The sequence below is a fragment of the Evansella cellulosilytica DSM 2522 genome (genome assembly GCF_000177235.2).
In the GTDB taxonomy this organism is placed as follows: Bacteria; Bacillota; Bacilli; order Bacillales; family Salisediminibacteriaceae; genus Evansella; species Evansella cellulosilytica.
In genome coordinates this window covers 2,370,080-2,395,003 of the sequence record NC_014829.1, presented here as the reverse complement: position 1 = coordinate 2,395,003, position 24,924 = coordinate 2,370,080, and the positions used below count along the sequence as shown (strand labels likewise).

The following is a 24,924-nucleotide window of genomic DNA, read 5'->3' as shown; positions in this document are numbered from 1 at the left end:
TTCCATTTGCCACACAAATTGGAACGCCTTTTTCTTGTATTTAACCTAATTTTCTTTTTAACCTTAATAAACGCTTTTCGACGTCTATAATCGTTCTTTTCTCTCTCGGAGAAGGCCTCGTGATTTGTTTTAATTGTTCTTTTACACGCATGACATACGTCATTGCTAGATGTAAATCTTTTTCTTGGTGCTCCGCAATTTTCGCTAGTTCAATGAATGATTCTATCTTTGGAGAAGAGGAAATCGATAACGATTGTTTTAAATACTCCTTTGCTTTAGCATACTGTCGGCGCTTTTTAAGAAGAAGTGCTAAGTTGTAAAGAGCGTCTTCCGTACCATTTCCACGCAGTTCTATCGCTTTATTGTAATGAGCTATCGCTTTTTCTTCCCAATTTTGTTGTTCAAACCAAAGTCCTATTTGTACGTGTTCTTTCGGACGTATTGGTTGATCTTGCTTAAGAAATAGGCGATTACAGATTGCCACATATAAATGAACTAGAGAGCGAACATCTTGATCGTGGTGCTTGATGATACCTGTTAAATGATCAGGATTTTTATCATGTACATAGTCAAAATATAATAATGGAGCCATGCTTCCTGGTGTATCATTTCTTCGAACAACGCCTAACTTATTTGCCTCCACGATAGAAAGGCGACAAGACGGGAGATCATGCTTCCATAATCTTCTCGCAGCATGTAATAGGTCGATGTGACCAAACTTTGGGAGCTTTGGAACGCGATCTCTGACAAAAGCATGACGTGATTTTACTTGTGGCCAATCAAACGCCTTACCGTTGTAACTTACTAGAATATCGTCCTCTTCAAAGTCTTTTAAGAATCCAAGCATAAAAGCAACTTCTGAGGCCGGATCTGGTAGCAAGTGTTGCGTCACTTCGATCCCTTCTTTTAGAACTCTAGCATAACCAATTAAAAAAATGGAATTTCCAGCTCCCGTTGATAAACCAGTCGTTTCAGTATCAAAAAACAACATATTTTCAAGCGGAACGCTTTTGCAAGATAACGGGTGATCGTATGTAGCTTCGTTCCACATTCGATGAATTTCTTCTACTTCATAGTAAGACAATGATTCGTTTTTTTCCCAACGATATAATACTTTTTTTTGATATGATGTTTGCTCCTCAAAATGAAAGGGATTAAAGCCATGCTTAGACCATTTCTCTTGTAACTGATTTATTTTAGTATTAGGTGTTTCCACCTGTTTTATAGAACTTGTTTGACTCTGTGATTCTTTTTCAAGCTGCATATGCCCTTTCAGTCTATTTAGTTTAGATTTTAAGTTCAACTCAAATTCTCTCCTCGTCTTAATGTATTTCTTAAAATAGTTAAAACGTTTTGCTTATTTGATGAACTCCCCCCAACGTTCGCTATTCCAGTACATGATGGACAGCCTCCATCGCAAGGGCAATTTGCAATAAAAAGAACCGCATCGTTGATTATCATATCTATTTGTTTAAAAACACTATCACTTAAACCGATTCCTCCAGGATAACGATCATATAAAAATACAGTAGGTAATTCTGAATGGATTGCCTTTACTTCAGGTACTGCGTGCAAATCGTTTTTGTCACACATGACCCTCACACAAGCGACATGCTGAAGTACATGTGCGAGGCCCATTAACATATGTTCAAGTTTGTCTTCATTCATATTCTTTACTTCTGGGGAAGTGAAAGATAATGCAATGCCATTCGTATGAAGCTCCTGCTCTGGTAAATGGATCGGTCCAGAACCTATATTTTCAAACGTATCTAGTTTTAATTTTTTAAAAATTGTTGCCATTGCAGTTACCATCACATCGCCGTACTGAAGTACACTTTCATTTAACTGTATTTCTTTGTCTAAATCTAACACCTTTAGTTGTACAGCTAAATTTGCATCTGTAAAGTATTCAACATCGACTTCCCGAACGTAAGCTTTCTTTTCATGCCAATCCAAATACTCTACTTGATACTGCGTGCCTTCATGGAGGTAAATCGCTTCATCATGTAACAGCGTCATCGCACTAAACGTATCCATCTCTCCTATTACTCGATGTTTTTCTACATAAGTTTGATCAATAATAACAACGTTTTCTTGTGCTGCAGACCGTAAGCTAATGTTATGTGCTGGAAAGGCATCATTCATCCAATACCATTTGTTTTGCTGCTCATGTAAAACTCTTTCCTCTGCTAAATAGTGAAGAATCTCTTCTATCTCCAAACCATCAAAGCTATCTCCTTTTTCGAAAGGAAGCTCATATGCGGCACACTTTAAATGGTCCACTAGTATGATTAAATTGTCTTTATTTAAGCGAGCTGTTTCAGGTGAACCTTTAAAGAAAAATTCAGGGTGTTGAAATATATACTGGTCTAGAGGATTGGAGTTACCAACCATGATGACAATTGATTCATCCATTCTTCTCCCTGCTCTTCCTGCCTGCTGCCAACTAGATGCAATAGAACCAGGATAACCATTCATGACACATACTTGGAGCTGACCAATGTCTACTCCTAACTCGAGAGCATTTGTACTGACTACGCCAATAGTTTCCCCTGTGCGTAAACTTCGTTCAATTTCTCTTCGTTGATTTGGTAAATAACCACCGCGATAACCGCGTATAGATTTTCGTTGTATTTCATGTTTTACAAGTTCTTGTAAGTGACTGAGAATAATCTCAACGCTAACTCGACTTCTTGAAAAGACGATTGTCTGTATTCTCTCTTTTAAAAAGGTGGCAGCAAGTTCATTCACAACTTTAGTAGATGGTTTTCTTATATTCAATTGTTTATTAACAATTGGTGGATTATATAATATAAAATGCTTTTTCCCACGAGGTGCGCCGTTATTATCGATTAAAGTTACTTTGTCACCGATTAGTTCAGTACTGAGTTCTTTTGGATTTGCAATCGTTGCAGATGTACAAATAAAGCTTGGATTACTACCATAATAACGACAAATTCTTTTTAATCTTCTTATGACATTTGCAACATGTGAACCAAAAACACCACGATATGTGTGAAGTTCATCAATAACTATTGTTTCTAAGTTTTCAAATAATGATATCCATTTCGTATGGTGTGGAAGTATAGCAGAATGGAGCATATCAGGGTTTGTGATGACAATATGCCCTGCTTTTCGAACGACTTGTCTAATGTTTGCTGGCGTGTCACCGTCATACGTATAACTATTTATATTCATATCCATATCATCAATGAATTCATTAATCTCACTTTTTTGATCCTGAGCTAATGCTTTTGTTGGAAATATATAAAGTGCTCTAGAATCTGGGCGGTTAATATGTCTTTGAATGACAGGTAAATTATAGCAAAATGTCTTTCCTGAAGCTGTAGGAGTAACAGCGACAATATTTTCTCCTTCTATTACCTTTTCAAAAGCACTAGCTTGATGACTATACAAGCCTTCTATTCCACGACTATGCAGTGCTTTTTTTATCCTCTCGTCCATTGCTTGAGGATACGGTACAACCGTGGCTGCTTGCTCATCCATTTCTAGCCAAAAAGAGACATGTTTATCAAGACGTAACTCTTCTATTATATTTGCCAATGATTTATGACTAAACATCCTATCCCCTCACTCTCTCCTTTCTATTATAGCGAATATACGTTTGCCTGACAAAAACATTATCTTCTTCTTTACATAATGTCATTATGGTTAACTTTAGTTTTTTTTTACTAGATTCGTTATATATGCTATTTTCACTATATTGTGGCACAATAGATAATACTAATATTACTAAGGAGGAATAAGATGTCAGAACAAGTGATTACATATTTAAAAGAAAATAGAGAGGGACTCCTCGAAAAACTATCTACTTTCTTATCCATTCCTAGTGTCAGTACCGATAGTAAACATAAAACAGATGTCGTTCATGCAGGAGAATTCATATTACAATATTTAAAGGAAATTGGCTTTCACTCAGTAGAACTACAAGAAACAAACGGTCATCCAATAGTTTATGGAGAATGGTTAGGTGCAACGAATGCCCCAACTGTACTCTTTTATGGGCACTATGATGTACAACCTGCTGATCCATTTGATTTATGGGAAACTGATCCGTTTACACCTGTCATCCGAAACGAACGTATATTTGCTCGTGGGGCTAGCGATGACAAAGGCCAAGTATTTATGCAATTGGCCGTTTTCGAAGCATTTATGAAAACAGAAGGAAAGCTTCCTGTTAATGTAAAAGTCTGCATTGAAGGTGAAGAGGAAATTGGAAGCAAGCATTTATATGAGGTCTTAAAAGAGAAACAACAACAATACGAAGCTGACTTTGCAGTAATTTCTGACTCTGGAATGGTAGAAAAAGGTCAGCCTACGATTCTTTACGGTTTAAAAGGGTTTACAGGATTGGAAGTCACCGTTACTGGTCCAAAAAGAGATTTGCACTCGGGTATATATGGGGGCGCAGCAAAAAATCCAATTATGGCGTTAAGCCATATGATCTCTTCGTTAAAAAATGAGAACGAACAAGTTACAGTAGATGGTTTTTATGATGACATTGAAGCTTTGTCAGATGACGAACGCCGTTTAATGAATGAGGCTCCAGGAGAAAATTACGTTAATACGATCGGTATTACGGAAACTACACCTGAAATTGGGTATACAGCAAAAGAACATACAATGGCCAGGCCGACGCTTGAAATCAATGGTATGTATGGTGGTTATCAAGGCGAAGGATCGAAAACGATTATTCCTTCAACATGTACGGCTAAAATTACGTGCCGCCTCGTTCCAGGTCAAGATCCAAATCGTATTCAATCACTTATTGCAACTCACTTAGAACAAGTTGCACCTAAAGGTGTCTCTGTTAACGTTACAAAAGTACCGCTTTCTGCAAGGGCATATAAAATGGATCCACACCATCCACTCCTACAAAAGGCAGCAAATAGCTTACAAAAAGGATTTGGTAAGGAAGCTGTGTTTGTTCGTCTAGGGGGTTCAATTCCTGTAGTAGAAATGATTGACCAATTGTTTGACATTCCTGTTGTTTTATTAGGTTTTGGGACACCAGAGGATAACCTTCATTCTCCTAATGAAAGCTTCCCTTTAGAAAGCTATGATAAAGGCATGGAAGTACTTGTTCATTATTGGAATGAAGTAAAAGAGTATAAACGATAAATTTTTAAGCTAAGAAAAACGTTATAATAGCTTAACCAGTGAACCGAAAAAAGTAATATCGAAGGACACTGAAAAAGTGGTGTTCTTCGAGGACACTGAAAAAGTGAAAATCATGATTGTATCGTGTATTAATATTCATAAGCCATAATTTAAGAACGAATTGATGATCCTGGAGCAAGCGAGACTCCTGTGGGATTATAGGCAGGGGTGAGACCCCACAGACCGCAGGTTGAGGAGGCTCACCAGCCGCCCACGGAAAGCGAGCTTGTGCAGGGATCATCAATTCACTATATACAGTGTAACTTATAAAAATAACTGGTATTTAATGAATAAGTACTTTTTCAGTGTCCTCGTGTTCTTCAACTTTTTCAGTGTCTCCAACTCCCCTCCGGAATCTTAAGATAATGCTATTCCCGTAGGCATCGCGCACCATTAGTGAAATTTTAACAAAGCCTATGAAAAAAGCGTACTAACAACGATTGTTGGCACGCGCTCTTCTATGTGGTATGGATTTCGCAAAAAAGAAATCAAACTTCTTTCATAACCAAACTTCCTTATACATATTTCTTCCTCATACTTCTACACTATACTGATATGATAAAATGAAACGTAATACGTCAAGGAGGACTAACTATGTTAAAAGAGCCTTTTCAGTTAATAAATGAACAAATCCTATTGTTAAATTCATGGAACAATTCAAAGCTAATAACAGGGTTTACAACAAAAAACGGTGGGCTGAGTGAATCTCCTTTTTCTTCGTTTAATCTCGGGTTACACGTAAATGATGATGCTCAAACTGTTGCAACGAATAGAAATAAGCTTTCCGAACTAATCGATTTTCCTACGTCAAGGTGGGCTTGTTCAGATCAAGTACACGAAAACAAAGTTGTTAAAGTTACAAATAAAATGGCTGGTTCTGGCGTTTATGATTACCAAAATAGCATAAAATCTACTGATGGTGTTTATACGACAGAAACAAATATACTATTAGCACTTTGCTTTGCTGATTGTGTCCCACTATATTTTTACGAACCTAAAAAAGAAATCGTTGGTATCGCGCATGCCGGTTGGAAAGGAACAGTGAAAAATATAGTAGGTGAAATGGTACATAAGTGGACGAAAGATGAAAATGTTGATCCAGCTAATATAAAAGCAGCTATCGGCCCATCCATTGGTCCTTGCTGTTACGTTGTTGACGATCATGTTATTCATTTTGTTAATGATGTACTTCAAGGTGAGCATAAGCCATATTCAAAAGTGAGTGCCGGACAATACGCATTGGACTTAAAACAATTAAATTTACAGCTTATGGTGGCGTCTGGAATATTAAAAGAAAATATAGACGTTTCTCATTATTGCACGAGCTGCAGTGAATCTCTATTTTTTTCACACCGAAGAGACAAGGGGAAAACGGGAAGAATGGTTAGCTTTATAGGAAAAAAGGAGAGTATTTCCTAACTATAATTGATTGGTCAATATTAATTTCTCCCTCATGTAAGCTACAAAGGTTGAATCCTCTACCATGTACATGATACTTTTCTTCATATTTCTTTGGTTGAAGTAGTAAAAAAAGGGGAAAATGAAGATAAGGAGGGATAAAATGAACAATAATCATGACGTACATGAGGGTCACGCTCATAAACATAGCATTGCATGTGGTCATACGAAAATTAGACATGATGATCATATTGATTATGTTCATAATGGGCATTTACATCATGAGCATAATGGGCATTGGGATGAGTGTACAATACCTGTAAATGAGAATAATCCAGCAGACTGTAGTGAAATTTCATGTGGATGTAACCATGACGAAGACTGTGGACATGAAATGGTTCCACATGGAGATCATATGGATTATTTAGTTAACGGTAGATTGCACCACGTCCATGGTGATCATTGTGATGACCATGGACCTGTAGAAATTGTTAAAATTACAAGTTCATAAATACAAGTTTTTACTTGAAATAAACAATAAGAAGGTGACTCAACAGGTCAGTTCAACCTTTTTTATACGAAAATGAATACCTTGTAGGTCAAAAAAACAAAAAAAGGGGGAGGGTATCCTTACGGGTACTCTTTTCCATTTTTTTACTTTTAGGCTGTAGGTTGTTCTACCGTCACTTTAAAGCCTTTTGACTCAATATTCTTAATCCAGTAGTTTATCTTCCTTTCCGTATCTTTTTCTGCATAATCCCACCCTAATTCTTCATAGGGGATCTTGTCTTTAATAATATGATATATTATCCTTAAAATAAGATGTGCTGTAGCCATCGATGCTTTATATTGACCTCTTCTCTTCTGCACACGATGGAAGAATGAGGAGAGGCGGGTTCCTTTGGATTTGGATGCGGACCATGCTGCTTGACAAAGGACACCCTTTAAACTCCTGTTCCCTTTTTGGGTCCGGGAGTTTTTTTTCTTTCCAGCACTCTCATTATTACCAGGACATAATCCACCCCATGAAGCTAAGTGCTTATCAGATGGGAAACAAGACATATCTACGCCAATCTCTGCAATAATCACCGCTATAGCATTAAAACTTACACCAGGGATTGTATCGAGTAATTCAACATATTCGTCATAGGGGGTTATTAGACGGTCGATTTCGCCCTCCAATTCTGAAATTTGTTTCTCAAGATAAATTAAATGATCATAATGCATGCGAATAATTTTTCGATGATGCTGGCGTACTCGTCCATTTAAAGCATCAACTAATTGAGGTACTTTTCTCTTTAAAGAAGTTTTCACCAAGCTTCTTACCTGCTCCTCCGTTAACACCTCACCATTAATGATTGACTCTAAAAGAGCTCGTCCAGATACACCAAATAAATCACTAACAAAAGTGGTTAACTTGACGTTTGCATCTTGTAAGATCTTATGGATACGATTTTTTTCTGAAGATGCATTGCCAACAAGCTTTCTACGGTAACGAGTATAATCCCGTAGATCTCGGAAGTTTTCAGGTGGAACAAAACTAGGTGTGATCAACCCACATCTCAATAACTGGGTAATCCAGGCTGCATCACTGACATCGGTCTTACGACCAGGAACATTCTTAATGCGCTTTGCATTGGCAAGAATTAATTCGAAGCTCCCCTCTAGAATATTCCACACTGGTTTCCAATAAACGCCAGTACTTTCCATTGCGACATGGGTACATTTAAAGCTTTCTAGCCAATCATGAAGTGCAAGTAAGCCTTTCGTCGTTGTAAGAAAAGTTTGTGTCTCTTTTTTAGGTCGTTTTTCCAATGGACCATACATAACACAAGCTACAATCTCTTCCTGATGAACATCTAGTCCAGCACATCTTTCCAATACTGCATCCATAACTCATCACTCCTTAATAAAAATAGAAATGATGCAGGTCATACACCTGTAAGCATGGTATTTTTATACACGTGTTCTTAACGACAATTAGCGGTGCTCGTAGGTGTATTCGGTCGGTTTGAGTCGCGGGGTAAAAATTCCACCAATAAAGGGACGACCTGTGACCTGCTAATCTTATTATAAAAATTAGCAAGCACAGGTCGCAAGTCATTTTCATTCATAGTGGTGGCTATTAAGCCATGAAAGTTTGAGTCACCTTCTTCTATCTTTTTAGTTCTTTAAACCTTCAACAAATACATTCACATTTTCTCTCATCATACCAATATACGTTTCCGCTCCACTACCTTCAGGACCAACTGCATCTGTATACACTTCTCCAGCAATTGGAACGCCTGTATTTTCAGAGACTGTTTCCATGTAGCGTTTATCAACTGTTGTTTCAACAAAGACAGCTGGTAGTTCTCTTTCCTCTACAATATCAATAATACGGTTGACTTGTTGAGGAGTGCCCTCTTCATGTGAATTGATTTCCCAAACTCCTTCCGTGTCAAACCCGTAGTCTTCACCAAAATACTTAAATGCATTTTCACTTACGATAATAACACGTTGTTGTTCAGGAATATCTGCTACTTGCTCTTCAATCCAAGCATCCAATTCCTCTAACTCAGACTTATAGGCTTCAGCATTTTCACGATAAATTGACTCACCATCAGGATCTCTTTCTACTAAATCTTCAACAATATTATCTACGTATGTCATCACATTTTTAGGACTTAACCAAGCGTGAGGATCTGCTTCATCATCCCCAACTAAAGGAATTGGTGTTACCCCATCTGAAACTTCCACAATGTCCGTATCAGAAACGTTTGATACTATTTTTTCTAGCCACTCCTCTAAATCAAGACCGTTAATGTAAAATACATCGGCATCCGTCACTTTCTGAAAATCACTTGGAACTGGCTCATACTCGTGCGGTTCTTCTCCTATCGGTACAATGTAATCGACAGTACCGTGTTCACCGATAATTTGTGAAATAATATCACCTAAAACGGAAAAACTAGTTGCAATCGTAAGTCCATCAGTATCAGTATCATCAGATGACGTACCTTCTTCGTTTTCCCCACATGCTACTAACATGAAAGATCCTGCTAATAATAAGCTTAATAATAACTTTTTAAACATATCTTCTCCTCCTATTTTCCCTTTTGTATATGACCGGTAACAACCGGTATGTGTTTTGTCCGCACTAAACCTTTTTGCATTAAGGAAACATTTTACTTAAAAAAAATGATCTTTATTACTTTTTCAATTTTGTGTAATGCTCACTTTTTTGTCTAAAGGTACTTTTGTTTCCTTTGTGCAACATTTCTGTTTAAGTATAAAATAAACAAATTATTTGTGTCAATATAAAGTTTTAACTTTTTATCAAATTCCTAAATAGCGTATTCATTATTCAGGAATCATGTGCTATAAAAGAGGGTAAATACTTTTGTTTCTAAACATAGGAAAAGGGTGACTCAACAGGTAAAACGTTGGGTCACCCTTTGCTATTCCTATTGGTCAGTCAAATGTGAGTTCCTTTATATAGATAAAATCTTCGATATATTATAAAGAGATTCGATATCAGTTGTTTCTTTCTTTTCAAATACGTAGTCGAAATCATAAATAGAAACCGCATTTTTTTCAAGACCTAACGCTTTTCCGGCAATTCCTTCTTTCAGTAATTCAATAGCTTTAGTACCTAATTTTGCACCAAGAATCCGATCAAAAGCTATTGGAGATCCCCCTCTTTGAATATGTCCTAACACGGTGACTCTCGGCTCATATTTTGTGTTTTCTTTAATATAATCAGCAAACTCTTGGGCAGTACCTACACCTTCAGCAACTAAAATAATACTATGCTTTTTCCCTCTATCGTATCCTTGCTTAAGTCTGTTGACCATTTCTTCACTCGATAAAGATTTTTCTGGTATAAATATACTTTCAGCTCCAGTAGCTACCCCAGCCCAAGTAGCAATATCGCCTGCATCACGTCCCATGACTTCGATTACAAATGTATATTCATGTGAAGTAGCAGTATCACGTATTCTATCTACTGCTTCAATAACTGTATTAATCGCAGTACTAAAACCGAGCGTATATTCAGTCCCTCTTATATCATTATCTATCGTCCCTGGTAGGCCAATTGTTTTGACCCCTTTTTGCATTAATGCGTTAGCGCCTTTATATGAGCCGTCCCCACCTATTACTACTAATCCTTCAATACCATACTCTTTAAGGACATCGATTGCTTTTTGCTGCCCTGCATCTGTTTTAAATTCTTCACTTCTTGCTGAACCTAAAATTGTTCCACCTCTATGTATAATGCTACCGACATCTTTAAGTTCTAACTTTTTTAATTCTCCATTCATTAAACCTTCATATCCACGATAAACACCATACACTTCCATACCATAATAAATTGCAGCTTTCGTCACTGCTCTAACTGCAGGATTCATTCCTGGTACATCGCCACCACTTGTTAAGACTGCTATTTTTTTCAAGATATCACCCCATTATCTTTTTCGTTCATAAAAGTATATAACTATTAACGACTCGTTTTATTTTAACATACTATTTTAATTGATCAGAAACATGTCGTATATTTCGACCTATATCATTTACATTAAGTGGAACTCGAAATTGAAAAAGAAAGAAACAAACAGACATAATACTAAAAAAACCAGTAATTATACGATTTTTCGTAAAAAGGTAACAATATACAAACATTTTTAAATAAACGATTCCTGACCAAAGAATTGTCCATCCATGTTGGAATACAATCATGTTAAGCTTTCTTAGCGCAAACCATTCAAATATAGTTGAAGCGATTGTAAACTTCATGACATGTAGGATTCTCATACTCATTTTCTTAGGCATATTTGTTAAGAACAGCAGTATGATCATAGGAGTACTTAAAAAAATATGCATTTTCCTCAATGTTTTCACTTTTAATTGAGGCGAGGTAAATTCCCAAAGAAGATGATGATTACATAATATATAGTATATAAAATTTACAAATACACCATATAATAAAGTAGGTAGGTTTGACTTAAATTTGTATAGCGTCTTTATTCTCAGATTAAGTATAAATAAGATAAATATCATTACGACGTGCTTCAATTATTGGCACCTCTTTTCCACTGTTTATGCTTGCTTCTATATTGTTTGCTTTATACACACGAGAAACACATCATAAAAACTGTAAGTGTAATAAAATTATGGAAAAGTAAAAAGGACTAAACGCATTGGATTAGCGTCTGTCCTTTTTGCTATGAAATCACTTCTAAAACTGATGATTTTGGAAATCTAATGAGAAACGTCGTACCATCTTTATTGGATTCTATATCTATATTTGCTGAATGTCTTTGTGCTACACTATAGCATATCGCTAAGCCTAATCCAGTACCATTTTCTTTCGTCGTAAAAAATGGCGTCCCAATATCACTTATAATTTCTTCTTTAATTCCGGCACCTTCATCTTCAATTTCTAATACTATCTCTTCATTTTCAGTGTATGTCTTTATTGTTAGAACCCCTGTTTCCTCCATTGCCTCCAAACCATTCATGCCGATGTTAAGTATTAATTGCCTAATTTCTTTTTCGTCAATATATACGTGTGGACAATCTGACAAGTTCAGCTTGACGTTTTTATTTTCCATTAATGCTTCTGCTTGGAGTAAAGGGGTCAGGGCACGAACAACAGTATTTAAGTCTTGTACCTTTTTATGTGAAATCTTGTCTTTTGCTAATGATAAATATTCGGTAATAATACCATTTGCCCTATTTAATTCCTCTATCATTAAATTAATGTAATCATTTGTTGGAGATGTTTTATGTTGTTCACTTTTAGATAGTTGTAAAAAGCCAAGTACAGTAGTCATCGGATTTCTAATTTCATGCGCAATCCCTGCCGCCATTTCACCTACTAAATTTAATCTATCTAATCTAGATATTTCTTTTTCTAGCTTTATATTCTCAGTTACATCTGTAATGACACTTATAACACACGCTTCGCCATTAATAATTGTCGACTCCGTCGATAAAAAACCTTCGCGTACCTCATTATGTTTTGTCTTATATGTAATTGTAACGTTATAGTTGCCTTCATCTAAGTCTAAGGGGCTATTTACTTTCTCCATATTTTCACAATTAGGTAAAATGTGGAGGAAATCCCCTGTTTTTCCTTCTACTTCTCGTAAGTCGTACCCCGTAAATTGTGTCCAACTCTTATTCACATTCAGATAACGTTGGTCTTCTTTGGAACGTATAGCCATTAAATTAGGACTCGATTGAAAAATCTTACGAAAATGCTCTTGAGAAGCTTGCAGCTCTTTATTCGTCATGACAAGCTCATTCGTTTTGTCAGCGATAATATGTTCTAAATTTTTATAATCGTTATTTAATTGCGTCGTTTTCTTTTCTAATTCATTTCTATCATTTTCAATTTCTTTTTGTTTTTTGTATATATCAACTAATGCTTTCACTTTACTTTTAAGAATATGTGGATTAAATGGTTTAAATAAATAATCTATGGCACCTTTTGAGTAACCTTTTGAAACATGTTCATTTGCTTTACTAATTGCAGTAATAAAAATAATAGGTACATGCCTTGATTGTTCTCGTTTTTTTATTATTTCTGCAGTTTCAAATCCATTTAATCCAGGCATTTGAACATCTAATAAAATGACGGCAAAATCATGTTTTAAGACGTATTTTAAAGCTTCTTCACCAGACTTTACAGAGAAAAGCTCATAATTTTCCGATTCTAGCACTGCTTTTAAAGCTATTAAGTTTTCAGGTCGGTCATCAACCATTAAAATTTTTACATTATCACTATTCTTCATATTTTATTACCCTCAATAACTAAGTTTTAGTTTTTTCCTTTGTAGTTTTCACATAGATTTTTTCACTTGAATCTAGTTCATTAAAGAAAGATAACGCAGTATGATCGGTTATTGTTTCTTTATTACCAAAGCATATAATACCATTTTCACTTAAACTTTGATTAAAAAGCTGATATACCCTCGTCTTTAGCTGATTATTAAAATATATCAAAACATTTCTACACAAGATGACATGGAATTCATTAAAAGAATGATCAGTAACTAAATTATGATGTGCAAAAACTAAATTTTCTTTCAACATCGAACGAATCGCGACATGGTCATGATGAACAGTATAGTACTCAGAAAACTCTTTTTCGCCCCCTGCTTGTTGGTAGTTTTTTGTATACTTTTGCATATAGTCCAACGGAATTTTCCCTAAGGAAGCTTTTTCTAAAATGTCTTCATTCATGTCTGTAGCATATATGCGAGCCCTTTTATAAAGCCCTGTTTCATATAGGAGGATGGCCATAGAGTAAACCTCCTCCCCTGTAGAACAGCCAGCGTGCCAAATACGAATAACCGGCAATTTTGCAAGCTTAGGAATAACCAAATCTCTAAATAATTTAAAGAAACTTGGATCGCGGAACATTTCTGTTACATTAATCGAAAAATCTCCTAAAAGCCTATTCATTACTTTAGGATCATACAGTACTTTTGCTTGAAGCTCAGAAATCGTATTCACCTCTTCTACGTTAACCCGATGCTTTATCCTACGGTTTATCGAAGAGTAAGAATAATTCCGAAAATCATAACCGTAATGCTGGTAGATACCTTCTAATAGAAGCTTTGTCTCGACTTCTTCGATGGCATTAATTTGTTCATCTGAATTATTGTTGAGCATATTTATGTTTATCAGCCCCTTTTTCTATCCTCATAGAGCCACACTTTCATTAAAGATAGTAGCTGTTCCATATCAACTGGCTTGCTTATATAGTCGGATGCACCAGCTTGAATACATTTTTCTCGATCATTTTTCATCGCTTTTGCTGTTAAGGCTATAATAGGCAGTTCTTTAAATTGTTCGTATGTTCGAATTGCTTTCATCGCTTCATAGCCATCCATCACGGGCATCATAATATCCATTAATACAATGTCTATTGTTTTGTTGCCCTCTAACATCTCAATTGCATCACTTCCATTTTCAGCAAAAACTACTTCCATGTTTTGTGATTCAAGGGCTGCTGTTAAGGCGAAAACATTTCGCATATCATCGTCTACAATTAAAACTACTTTATTTTCTAAAACTGCTTTCGTCTTTTCGACGTTCTCTTCTCCTACTATTGATGGTACTTTTTCAACTATTTCAGGATTAGTAATTGTGACTATATCTTCGTTAGTTGAAGCAACCTCAGACTCAGCAATGACAAAATCAGCATCGGACATTTTATCATAGTCTGGCAGATACAAGGAGAATGTACTGCCTTTACCATCCTCACTCACTACCTCGATTCTTCCCCCTAATAAATTTGCTAGCTCTCTACTAATTGATAGCCCTAGTCCTGTACCGCCATATTCTCTTGTAGTCGTACCATCTCCTTGATGGAATGCTTCGAAAACACTTTCTTGCTTCTCCGGCGGAATGCCTATGCCAGTATCAATAATAGAAAATACAACTTTAGTAGACTCACTATAACTAGGATGCACTTCAAACCTCACCGTTCCTTGTGCAGTAAATTTGAAAGCGTTACTTAACAAGTTTTTCAATATTTGTTTAAGCCGTTGATCATCTGTATATAAGATGGATGGCGTTTCTTGGTGAATATAACAATTAAATTGTAGCCCCTTCTGTTCCGCAATAGGATGGAATTGTCTTTCCACGAAAGCTCTCATGTCTTCTATAAATAATTCTTCAGGATAAACTTCCACTTTCCCAGATTCAATTTTGGATAAATCTAATATATCGTTAATTAAATCTAACAAATCTTTCCCAGAAGAATATATTGTTTCTGCATGTTCAATTTGCTTTTTTGATAAATTGCCATTCGCATTTTCGCTAAGCATTTGTGACAAAATTAATATACTGTTTAAAGGTGTTCGAAGCTCATGTGACATATTTGCTAAAAACTCTGATTTATATCTCGAGCTAAGTTGTATACTCTTATTTTTTTCTTCTAAATCTTCCTTTATTTTTTCTAATTCTTTCGTTTTTTGATCAGATTCCTTATATTGTTCATGAAGCTTCTCATTAATCATTCTTAATTCTTCTTGCTGTTGCTGCAACTCCTCTGATTGTGTTTGTAGCTCCTCTGTAGTTGTTTGCGATTCCGTTAATAGATCACTTATTTTTATATGATCTAATATTTGCTGAATACTTGTTCCTAGAGAATTGCACACTTGTTCTAAAAGGTTCATTTGCAACTGTGTAAATGATTCAAATTTAGCAAGCTCTAAAACACCAATGACGCGTTTTTCAAATACAATCGGTAGTATAACGAGAGCTCTTGTTGAAGCTTGTCCAATACCAGATTCTGTCGTTGCATAGCCGTCTGGTACAGGATCTACTACCATTACCGTTTTATCAGCAGCACATTGTCCGGCTAATCCTTGACCTATGGCAATTCTTTCTTTTCCAATATCAGTATTGTCAGTAGCATATGCTGCTTGTTTATATAAGTACTTGCCGTCCTCTATTAAGTAAAAGACACCATATGTTGCCTTTACTAGTGGAGCTAAATGTCGTAAAAATGTCTCACCAAATTTATGTACTTCATGATATCCTTGTAAATCTTCTGCTAATTGCGCATAGCTTGTCTTAATCCAGTTATCCTCAATCAATGATTGGTTCAATTTCTTTTCGTTTTCTGTTGATTGTTCAAGAGATGCTGCCATATCGTTATAGGCGTTTGCTATATCAGCTATTTCATCGTTATTTTTTACTTGAATACGAGGAAGCTTCTCTTTTGAGTTAGTCGAAACAGCTGTCATCACGCTACGCACTTTATGTATGCTTTTATTAACACTTTTTATAACGGAAACTGAAATGCTAGATACGATAATAATACTAATCGCAAGCAAGCTAGATAATATTATGAGAGAACGCTCGTATGCTTCATCAGATTGTGCAATCGCCTCTTGCATCGTTAGTTCTTCATTTTCATTCAATTCCAAAATACCGGCTATTAATTCTGCTCTTAGTTCATTGTTCTTTTCTAACAGTGCAATCGCTTCTTGTGTATCTCCATTATTATATAACGAGATCATATCGTTAATTCGAGTATCATATTGCTCGTTTAATATTGATAAATGAGAAATATTGCTTCTCGTTTCCTCATTTGTAGTAATATCTCGTAAGCTATCAAAGGCAACCGAAATTCCAGAGCGACTCTGCTTAATATCGTAGAGAATACTTTCTTCAACGGTTTCTTCAAACAAAAGCATTTCCCTCAAATTAGTAGCAATACTTTCGTTTAAAAACTTTATATCATTGGCGTAGCTTACTCTTTCATAATTCTCGTTTACAATATTTGTTAGTTCGTTCCGCTGTTCGTTAAGCGAGAATAGGACGTAAACCCCAATAAATAAAACGATTGTAATAATCGAGGCAAAACCTAATAGTAACTTTGTTTTAATTTTCATATGAACCATCCCAACAATTTATATTGTTTTTACCTATTATTGTATATATAAATGCAATACTGTTTACAATTCTACTATACTTATTTCGACAATTCTATCAATACGGCAAAACTACTCCACATTAGACATAATGTTTATAATTATATAAAGAGTCGACATATATTGACAGGTCTGTTAGCCTAATCCGTCATTTAATAATTTGTTTCATGAAATAGAATACAGTTTGAAGCTCACGTCGTCGGTAGGAAGAAAGTGGCCAGAAGCAACAACAAAAAGTTTTTAACGCGCCCTACAATAATCGGGTAGCAATTTCGTCAGTAACCTTGTTTTAAAAAGTAGGTAGTATTGCGTTACTTCTTAGGATAAAAAGAAAAAGATTAACACAAAAGTTTTTTAACCTTATGTGTTAATCTTTTATCTTTTAAATATTAATCAATGATTCGCTTAGAAAATACATAATTATTTTTCCAGTAATTAATATCCATAAAATTAGTAGCAATATGGACCCCTCTTGAAGAGGAAGCGTGAATCATATCTCCATTACCCATATAAATTCCTAAATGTCCAACACGTCCGTCTGAATATAAGTCATGATTTGTAAAGAATACTAAATCACCTGGTTGTAAATTATTTAGCGATACTGTTGTACCTAACTGAGCTTGTTCTCTTGATGTTCTAGGTAGCTGTATGCCTAGGTTACCGAAAACAAATTGTGTATAAGAGGAACAATCGAATAAGTTTGGTGCCTCATTTAATGTTGCGCCAAATTTATAGCCAGCTCCTATATATTGTTGCGCTTCATTTAAAATTTGGGTTCGAATATCTTTTGTAGGTGCTGGGTCTTTTACTTCTACCGGTTGCTTTTCTTTGACAGGCTCGGTTTCTTTCACTTTGTCACGTGCTGGCAGTTTTAAAAGCTGACCAGGATAAATGATGTTTGATGTTAAGTTATTTGCATCTTTGATCGCTTGTATAGTCGTATGATGTGCTTGTGCAATTCTCCATAAGCTATCACCAGCATGTACTTCGTACTTTTGCGCTGGCTTTTCAACCTGGACAGATCCATTTTCTGCTTTAAAGTAAATATACGAGTTGAATAAAGCACTAGCAGCATCTAGAGATACGTAGGCTGTTTCATTTAACCAACGAGGAGCATCAATATTCATAAATTCATCTCCTCTTCTAGCTCGCGTACCTCCCATAGTAGTACGAACAACAGTCGATCCATCCGTCATTTCATATGTCTTTGTATTACTTTCAAATTGAATATGGTTATAGCCAAGAATTTTTGCCATATTTATTAAAGGTACATAATATTCTCCATTTAGTTTGATAGGATCGATCCCATCAACCATTTCCCCATTTACTGCAACTCCTGCTGTAGGTACTTGTTCATAAGCTGAAGCTTGTCCTACAACTAATGCATTAAAAACGAAAATAAGCACAAATAAGCTAACGACTTTTGACCGAAAGCTACTTTTCTTTTGTTTATTCATGATGGTCCTCCATTTTTAAAAATTTTTTTCTAACACAACGTATATATTTCGTATTTTTCAACGAAATATACATCATTTATCTCCATATTTATCTAAAGCATGGATCGCTTTTGTCCCAACACCGACAAATGTCTCTATAATAGCTTGTGCTCCTGCAATAGAAAAAACGAAAATGATAATAAGGAATACATCAGGAAATAACAAATAACCTCCACCGAGGATGATGGCACTCCATACTCCAGCACACCAGTAGCAATTAAGTAAATATCCAAACTTAGAAGTTGGTAACTTCTTTCGTTTCGTATGTCCTGAGCTATCAGTGACAAGTTTTTCTTCCATAAATGGATTCCGAATAAACTCTGTTATTTTATCAAATACGATGAGGTGGGTGAATCGATAGCTAGCTAATATTAACATCGTTAATACTAACCACTCATTTTCCGTACTAATCAATGACCTTCCCCCTTTTTATACAAGCACTATTGTTCGTCGTATTCCAGTTTACCTGTTCTTCCTTTTGAACGAGTATGCATATTAATAGTTATGTTATTTTCAATACCTCGATTTTGATTAGGATTAGCATCATCAAATAGTTCAGCAGTGAACTCATGATCTTTTACTTCTTTTTTCTTAAGAAATTTAGAGTTTTTTATTTCTTGTGTCGATTGATTTAGATTTGGTGCGGCTTCTTCGTTCCATTTACCCATTCCGCTTTCAACTCCTTCTTCTTTTTAGTAATTTTAGTATGTCCTAAGTTTCATTAGAAAATGAATGAATTGATGTCGAATTGAAGAAAACTAATATATATCAAAATAGTATAAGGAGGTAATTAAATGCCATACAGAGACAAACAGCAATACAAGGTAACCTCTGGGTCAAGTAAAGAAAGTGGTAGAAATGCGACTTATGAATACACTAGTGGAAATAAACAGAATAAAGACACGCATAAGAAGAAATGATCGATGCAAAAACCATCATTTCCCAATAGCTTTCTTTGCATGAGTAATGTTATATTAATATACAAGAAATGAATTACTAATAAACATGAACCTACGATGCTCGTCAGCTCATGATGTCTTAAACCTATAATGTTTTAAAGGGAATTTAATAATCGTTTCTAGACAATAAGCCCTCCACTACGAAGGGACATTGAAAGGTTACGTGAAAATGCCCACCTGCGAGAGCGGGTTTTAAGACACTTCGAGTAACGACAAAGTGGGATTCAACACTACATAATACGATAAATCTTAATGTCATCAATCCATGATATTAAGATTTTTTTTAACTGAATCAATTTCATAATTTACTTTTTTTAAAAGCAGACACTCTCAGAATAACAGTTATCCATTTAAAAAATTTGCTCTTCTAAACTTTGGTGTTGATTTTCACTTCAGGATACTCGCTTGTCTCTTCCTCTTCCAGTTTCGCTCTGAAGCTGCATCCGTCGAGACATCTCGGAGCGTATTCATGAAGTATATGCTCGGTGCCGCGGGCAAGGCTTTAAGAGGGCACTGAAAAAGTACTTTGATTTAAAGGGTAGACTAATAAATATAAGATCATTTAAATGTAGAAGTTGATGAGACCTGCGCAAACTCGCTTTCCGTGGAGAAGTCGGCAAGCCGCTTCGAGCTTCGCTCTGCAGGGTCTCACCCTGACTTCCTTTTCCACAGGAGTCTCGCTTGCTCCGGTCTCATCAACACTTTCTATAATTAGGTATTTTGAATATAAATGCAACAAAATATCAAGTTTTTCACTTTTTCAGCGGTCTCTGAAATTTACCTTTTTCAGTACCTCAATGCAACATACCCCCGATGGATCTTCAGCTCTTGCTTTTTCCGAAGGCGTCTCGTACCCTTTCATTACAATCAACACTACTTTGTACAAAACGTAGTAATTATGCAGCTACTGAATTCAATGAAGATTGTTTTTGAGCAAGTCTCATGCTAGCTAATTTCATGCCGTTGTACCATGGTAACTAAATCAAAATGCACTTTGGCTCAGACGTTGGTTTCTCTTCTTTATTAGAAGGGACTTTATCTCTCGCTTCAAAATGACCTGAATCAATGGCAATATTGGGATCCGTTATAAATTTTTCATTGATCGCACCAAGCACAATTTGAGAGTTAATCTCTTCAAGTACGTTTGTATCCTTAATCTTTGTAATCATCCTTGAGAACGATGCTTCGGAAGGAACTGGATCAGATATCAAGAAACCACAGTTTACCTTAAACCTAATATTCGTATTTAATCGAACAACTAGGAGTTGTATTTCAGGAATTCTAGGGCGAGATTTATGAAATTCATTCAACTGAATCAATTTCATAATTCACTTTTATAAAAAAGCCAACACTTTCAGAATTAATAGTTATATCGTTTTTTAAATCAGTTACTTTAAATTTGTGTTGATTTCCTCTTAAGGATACTCGCTTGCCGCGGGCAACGCTTCAGCTTCCTCGGGAAACCCACCCTGCGGGATCTTCAGCTGTTGCTTTTCCCGCAGGCGTCTCGTACCTTCAGCTCCAATCAACGCTGTTTTAAAATAACATTGGTCCTTTTACAAAAGAATTAAGCTGCTACTGAATTCATTGAATATTGTTTTTGAGCAAGTCTCATGCTAGCTAATTTCATTCCATTGTACACCATGGTAACCAAATCAAAATGGACTTTAGCTCGTTTTCCTGTTCGATATCTTACATTGTTCAACTGAAAGAATTCTTTTAGGTATCCAATGACCCTTTCAACGGAACTCCGTTCCTTAAATCTATCTTTCCAGGCAACTGAACCGCGTGCGGGTGCACTGTACCGGCGTAAATCCGACTCTATTTTTATCTTGTAGACCTTTTGGCATAATGTATCTTCAGCTAGAGGACAATCCCTACACTCTTTTGGACGTGTGTATTTTAAGGTTTGGTATTTTTTATCAAAGCTATCGTATCGATAGGAATGTTCCCTTACACACGTTGGAGCGAAATTTTCATCAAACCCAATTGGCTCTGATTCATTTTTTTTGTTATAAGCAATGATGGAATATCCTTTCATTCGATGGACTTGTTCATAGATTGCATCGTAATCATATCCTGCATCCATTAGTGCATAGATCATCCTAAGTTCCGAAAAGTTTCTCTCTATTCCTTTTAATAAAGGTATAGCAGCTTTACCATCGTTTAGCCTACCTGAGGAAATCATTGAATGAAGAATAAACTGAGTTTTGGTATCAACAGCTAAATGACCTTTATAACCAAACCAAAACACATTTTTCCCTTCACTATTTTTCTTCACGCCCCATGTAGGATGAAGTGGCATTTGATCATGAAGTTCATCGTAAGAAACGTCTAGTTGATCTTCAATTTTCTTTTCAAAAATAGACAAGGATGCTTCCTTAGCTTCTTTCTCTTTTAACCATTGTTCATGTTCGGCCTTTGATTTACGCCCACGTTTCTTTGGCTCAGACTTTGGTTTCTCTTCTTTTTTTGAAGGAGCCTGATCTCTCGCCTCGAAGTGACCAGAGTCAATCGCAATATTAGGATCTGTAATATATTCTTCGTTGATTGCATCAGTTATTATTTGAGAGTTTACCTCTTCAAGAATGTCTGTATCTTTAATTTTTGTAATCATCCTTGAAAATGAAGCTTCAGAAGGGACTGGATCAGATATCAAAAAGCCACAGTCCAGCTTAAACTTAAGGTCGGTGTTTAAACGTTCAACTAGGAGTTGCATCTCGGGAATTCTCTCAACAAGCCTCACCACGAGTGCTTGAATCATTGCAGGATAGTTTAATTCTACAGGTCTACCTAAATTAGATCTTTTCACTACGATAGTGAGGATGGGATGAATATCAATCGCTGAAAAAATCTCATCATAACGTTGGGTAGGTTCTAAGTCAAATAAAATTTGCATGCTAAAAAGGCTCTCTTGTCGTACAATAGACATAAGGGGCTTCCTCCCATTCGAATTGGTTTGTTCGTCACTTACTAAATTCGACATTTGGGGAGGTACTCCTTTTTTCATGTTCTGAAACCCTTGGCCCATAAGGGCCAATAATTATGAAATTGATTCAACTAAGAAATAATATAACTTGGCAGTTGCATTTTCCGCCACGCGTAGTAGCGTGAAGATCACTCACTACTACTTTAAAGGGATGTGGCATCATTTCTTCTTATATGTTCATTAAATCTCCATTGTTTACTTACTTTTCCCTTTGTGAATTGGTGTACAATTATCTTGTAGAAATAACTATATTATAAAAATTTAATCTTGAGAGAGTGTCTATCATCTCGTTCTAAAATGAATGAATCTCAAGTTTAATCAACATGTAAAAGGAGAATTGACATGGACAAAACAAAAAACCGCTGGCTAATTGCACTATCAGCAGTTGGTATCCACATTTCAATCGGTTCAGTGTATGCTTGGAGCGTTTTTACAACACCTATCGTGAGTGAATTTGGTTGGAGCTTAACAGATGTACAGCTAACTTTTAGTATTGCTATTTTATTTTTAGGATTATCTGCTGCATTTCTTGGACATTTTGTAGAAAAATATGGTCCTAGAAAAGCTGGAATTTTATCTGCTATATTCTTTGGAATTGGTATTGCTGGATCTGGTTTGGCGATAAATTTAGAAAATATTTATTTACTATATATCTTTTATGGTGTTTTCGGTGGGATAGGATTAGGTGTTGGATATATTACACCTGTTTCGACACTCGTAAAATGGTTTCCAGACCGTAGAGGACTTGCTACTGGGCTCGCTATTATGGGATTTGGTTTTGCCGCAATGATTAGTAGCCCTGTTATGGAAAGATTAATCGGTTCAGTTGGTTTAGCAGAAACATTCTTCGTTTTAGGTGCAATTTACTTTGTCGTTATACTTGCATCAGCGCAATATTTAGAGCCCCCTAAGCAAGGCTGGGCACCAAAAGGCTTCAAAGAAAACGCTGATAATAGCAGCAAACAAGTGAAAAAAGATTTAGCACAGCTTACCGCTAACGAAGCAATTAAAACGAAGCGTTTCTGGTACTTATGGATCATGTTATTTATTAATATTACGTGCGGTATTGCAATTATATCGGTTGCTTCTCCATTAGCAGTTGAAACTGTTGGTATTACTACAGTTGCTGCAGCTGCTATCGTTGGTTTATTAGGTGTATTTAATGGTGGTGGACGTATCGCGTGGGCATCATTATCTGATTATATCGGTAGACCAAATACGTATACTGCATTTTTCTTAATACAAATCGTAGCATACTTGTTATTACCTAGTATTTCTCATGTATTATTATTCCAAGTAGTTTTATTCGTCGCTATAACTTGTTATGGTGGTGGGTTTGCTTCTATTCCAGCATACATTGGGGACTTATTCGGTACAAAGCAATTAAGTGCTATTCACGGCTATATGTTAACGGCTTGGGCTGCTGCTGGACTAGTTGGACCAATATTAACAGCTTGGCTACGTGAATCTACAGGAAGTTATCAAAGCTTAATGTACATTTTCGTTGGTATGTTTACTGTTGCTTTTATCGTATCGATACTTGTACGTTTTGATATTAAAAAGATTAAAGAGCAGCAAGAAGCTGTTCAAGCAAAAGATGGTTTAGCAAGCTAATAACTTAAAAGGGTTACTCAAACGGAAAAACAACCTTTGAGTAACCCTTATTTTTAAATTTGTCGTGTATGACACATACAATAGATAGCGGAATGACCTCATTTTCGATGTATATATTATTTAGTTATTAACCACCTATTTATAGCCTCTTCTAATGACTTTATAACAGGAATATCCCGAAAAGGAAGCCCCTTCACATGCCTCGGATGAAAGCCCATTATAAAAACTTCTTTCCCCATTGTTTTTAACGTTAGTAAAAGATCATAATATTCTGACGTGCAATTTTGATTAATTATATCAACACCAGTAATGTCTATTAGCACTTTTTCGTAATCCTTTGCATAAATAGTAGCAAAATTTTGACTAATGACATTTAGTTTTTCACTATCTAAATCACCAAAGACTGGTATAAGACATATAGAACTACTTAACGGAATAATGGGTGCTGATAAACTGTTCACTCTTTGCAATAATTGATTTAATTGTTCTTTTCTTTCATATAATTCAAAGTTAGTCTCACTTAACCTCGTTCTTAGCTGAATTAACTGATCCTCTACGATATCATATTTTTTATCAAGACTATGAACAAGCAAAGTGGCTATATTATCACTCCAACGTATATGTATATCACACAATCTAATCTCATTGCTTTTATTTTTCATATTAATTTCAATTTTTTTAATACTATTTTGTGGTTGGACAAAGCAGGTAAACTTTTTTACACTTTCATCATCTAAAAGGGATAAAAAGGATGAGACTGTATGAAATTCTTTTGTTGCGAGATCAGAGTAATGAATAACTTCATACGAGCTATTTATTTTAAAGTAAGGTAATGGAAGTTGGTCCAACAT

At 35.7% G+C, this 24,924-nt stretch carries 19 protein-coding genes and 1 other RNA gene; 6 read left to right on the top strand and 14 right to left on the bottom strand.

The annotated features are described in order from the left end of the window. Positions 1 to 40: 40 nt before the first annotated feature. Both BCELL_RS10935 and BCELL_RS10930 read right to left on the bottom strand, forming a co-directional pair. Positions 41 to 1,303, bottom strand: a complete 1,263-nt coding sequence (locus BCELL_RS10935) for a ribonuclease H-like domain-containing protein (protein ID WP_013488798.1) — start codon at positions 1,301 to 1,303, stop codon at positions 41 to 43. Further along, entirely contained in the window at positions 1,300 to 3,582 is a 2,283-nt protein-coding gene (locus tag BCELL_RS10930; RefSeq protein WP_013488797.1) for a DEAD/DEAH box helicase, read from the bottom strand. Before BCELL_RS10930 ends, BCELL_RS10935 begins: the two co-directional genes overlap by 4 nt. A gap of 186 nt (positions 3,583 to 3,768) precedes the next feature. On the opposite strand from BCELL_RS10930, the gene BCELL_RS10925 reads away from it, so the two are divergent. The 3 genes from BCELL_RS10925 (at position 3,769) to BCELL_RS10915 (ending at position 7,090) form a co-directional block, all read left to right on the top strand. Then, positions 3,769 to 5,142, top strand: coding sequence for a dipeptidase (locus BCELL_RS10925; RefSeq protein ID WP_013488796.1), 1,374 nt, complete (start codon positions 3,769 to 3,771; stop codon positions 5,140 to 5,142). A 633-nt stretch (positions 5,143 to 5,775) separates the two neighbouring features. Continuing rightward, positions 5,776 to 6,600, top strand: coding sequence for a peptidoglycan editing factor PgeF (pgeF, locus tag BCELL_RS10920; protein WP_013488795.1), 825 nt, complete (start codon positions 5,776 to 5,778; stop codon positions 6,598 to 6,600). 142 nt (positions 6,601 to 6,742) lie between these two features. Further along, complete coding sequence (locus tag BCELL_RS10915) at positions 6,743 to 7,090, top strand: hypothetical protein (protein ID WP_013488794.1); 348 nt, start codon at positions 6,743 to 6,745, stop codon at positions 7,088 to 7,090. A 149-nt stretch (positions 7,091 to 7,239) separates the two neighbouring features. Here the strand turns inward: BCELL_RS10915 and BCELL_RS10910 are convergent, their stop codons facing one another. The 9 genes from BCELL_RS10910 to BCELL_RS10865 all read right to left on the bottom strand — a co-directional run bounded on the left by BCELL_RS10910 (position 7,240) and on the right by BCELL_RS10865 (position 19,179). Next, a complete protein-coding gene (locus tag BCELL_RS10910; protein ID WP_013488793.1) occupies positions 7,240 to 8,472 on the bottom strand; it encodes an IS110 family RNA-guided transposase in 1,233 nt (410 codons plus the stop codon). A 270-nt stretch (positions 8,473 to 8,742) separates the two neighbouring features. Next, entirely contained in the window at positions 8,743 to 9,654 is a 912-nt protein-coding gene (locus BCELL_RS10905) for a metal ABC transporter substrate-binding protein (RefSeq protein WP_013488792.1), read from the bottom strand. Positions 9,655 to 10,052: 398 nt separating this feature from the next. After that, positions 10,053 to 11,015, bottom strand: coding sequence for a 6-phosphofructokinase (pfkA, locus tag BCELL_RS10900; protein ID WP_013488791.1), 963 nt, complete (start codon positions 11,013 to 11,015; stop codon positions 10,053 to 10,055). Between the two features lie 768 nt (positions 11,016 to 11,783). Beyond that, a complete protein-coding gene (locus tag BCELL_RS10890) occupies positions 11,784 to 13,358 on the bottom strand; it encodes a response regulator (RefSeq protein ID WP_013488789.1) in 1,575 nt (524 codons plus the stop codon). A 19-nt stretch (positions 13,359 to 13,377) separates the two neighbouring features. Next, a complete protein-coding gene (locus tag BCELL_RS10885) occupies positions 13,378 to 14,241 on the bottom strand; it encodes a CheR family methyltransferase (RefSeq protein WP_013488788.1) in 864 nt (287 codons plus the stop codon). Positions 14,242 to 14,252: 11 nt separating this feature from the next. Next, entirely contained in the window at positions 14,253 to 16,976 is a 2,724-nt protein-coding gene (locus BCELL_RS10880) for an ATP-binding protein (protein WP_013488787.1), read from the bottom strand. A 428-nt stretch (positions 16,977 to 17,404) separates the two neighbouring features. Then, positions 17,405 to 18,472 (bottom strand): C40 family peptidase, encoded by a 1,068-nt coding sequence (locus BCELL_RS10875; protein ID WP_013488786.1) that lies wholly within the window; start codon positions 18,470 to 18,472, stop codon positions 17,405 to 17,407. 72 nt (positions 18,473 to 18,544) lie between these two features. Further along, complete coding sequence (locus BCELL_RS10870) at positions 18,545 to 18,889, bottom strand: DUF1360 domain-containing protein (protein WP_041808883.1); 345 nt, start codon at positions 18,887 to 18,889, stop codon at positions 18,545 to 18,547. A gap of 62 nt (positions 18,890 to 18,951) precedes the next feature. Continuing rightward, the gene (locus tag BCELL_RS10865) at positions 18,952 to 19,179 is read right to left on the bottom strand and encodes a hypothetical protein (RefSeq protein ID WP_013488784.1); all 228 of its coding nucleotides are present in this window, start codon (positions 19,177 to 19,179) and stop codon (positions 18,952 to 18,954) included. A gap of 126 nt (positions 19,180 to 19,305) precedes the next feature. On the opposite strand from BCELL_RS10865, the gene BCELL_RS23195 reads away from it, so the two are divergent. Both BCELL_RS23195 and ssrS read left to right on the top strand, forming a co-directional pair. Then, on the top strand, positions 19,306 to 19,431 hold the full coding sequence (locus tag BCELL_RS23195) for a hypothetical protein (protein WP_013488783.1): 126 nt from the start codon (positions 19,306 to 19,308) through the stop codon (positions 19,429 to 19,431). Between the two features lie 85 nt (positions 19,432 to 19,516). Next, positions 19,517 to 19,698, top strand: a non-coding RNA gene (gene ssrS / locus BCELL_RS22145) — 6S RNA. A gap of 749 nt (positions 19,699 to 20,447) precedes the next feature. On the opposite strand, the gene BCELL_RS10860 is transcribed toward ssrS, so the two are convergent. Further along, a complete protein-coding gene (locus BCELL_RS10860; protein WP_081457284.1) occupies positions 20,448 to 20,795 on the bottom strand; it encodes a transposase in 348 nt (115 codons plus the stop codon). 242 nt (positions 20,796 to 21,037) lie between these two features. Continuing rightward, positions 21,038 to 22,402 carry an IS1182 family transposase gene (locus BCELL_RS10855; protein ID WP_013486809.1) on the bottom strand — a complete coding sequence of 455 codons (1,365 nt, stop codon included), beginning with the start codon at positions 22,400 to 22,402 and terminating at the stop codon, positions 21,038 to 21,040. A 399-nt stretch (positions 22,403 to 22,801) separates the two neighbouring features. On the opposite strand from BCELL_RS10855, the gene BCELL_RS10850 reads away from it, so the two are divergent. Then, positions 22,802 to 24,073, top strand: coding sequence for an L-lactate MFS transporter (locus BCELL_RS10850; protein ID WP_013488782.1), 1,272 nt, complete (start codon positions 22,802 to 22,804; stop codon positions 24,071 to 24,073). A gap of 116 nt (positions 24,074 to 24,189) precedes the next feature. Here the strand turns inward: BCELL_RS10850 and BCELL_RS10845 are convergent, their stop codons facing one another. After that, positions 24,190 to 24,924 (bottom strand): STAS domain-containing protein, encoded by a 735-nt coding sequence (locus BCELL_RS10845; protein ID WP_013488781.1) that lies wholly within the window; start codon positions 24,922 to 24,924, stop codon positions 24,190 to 24,192.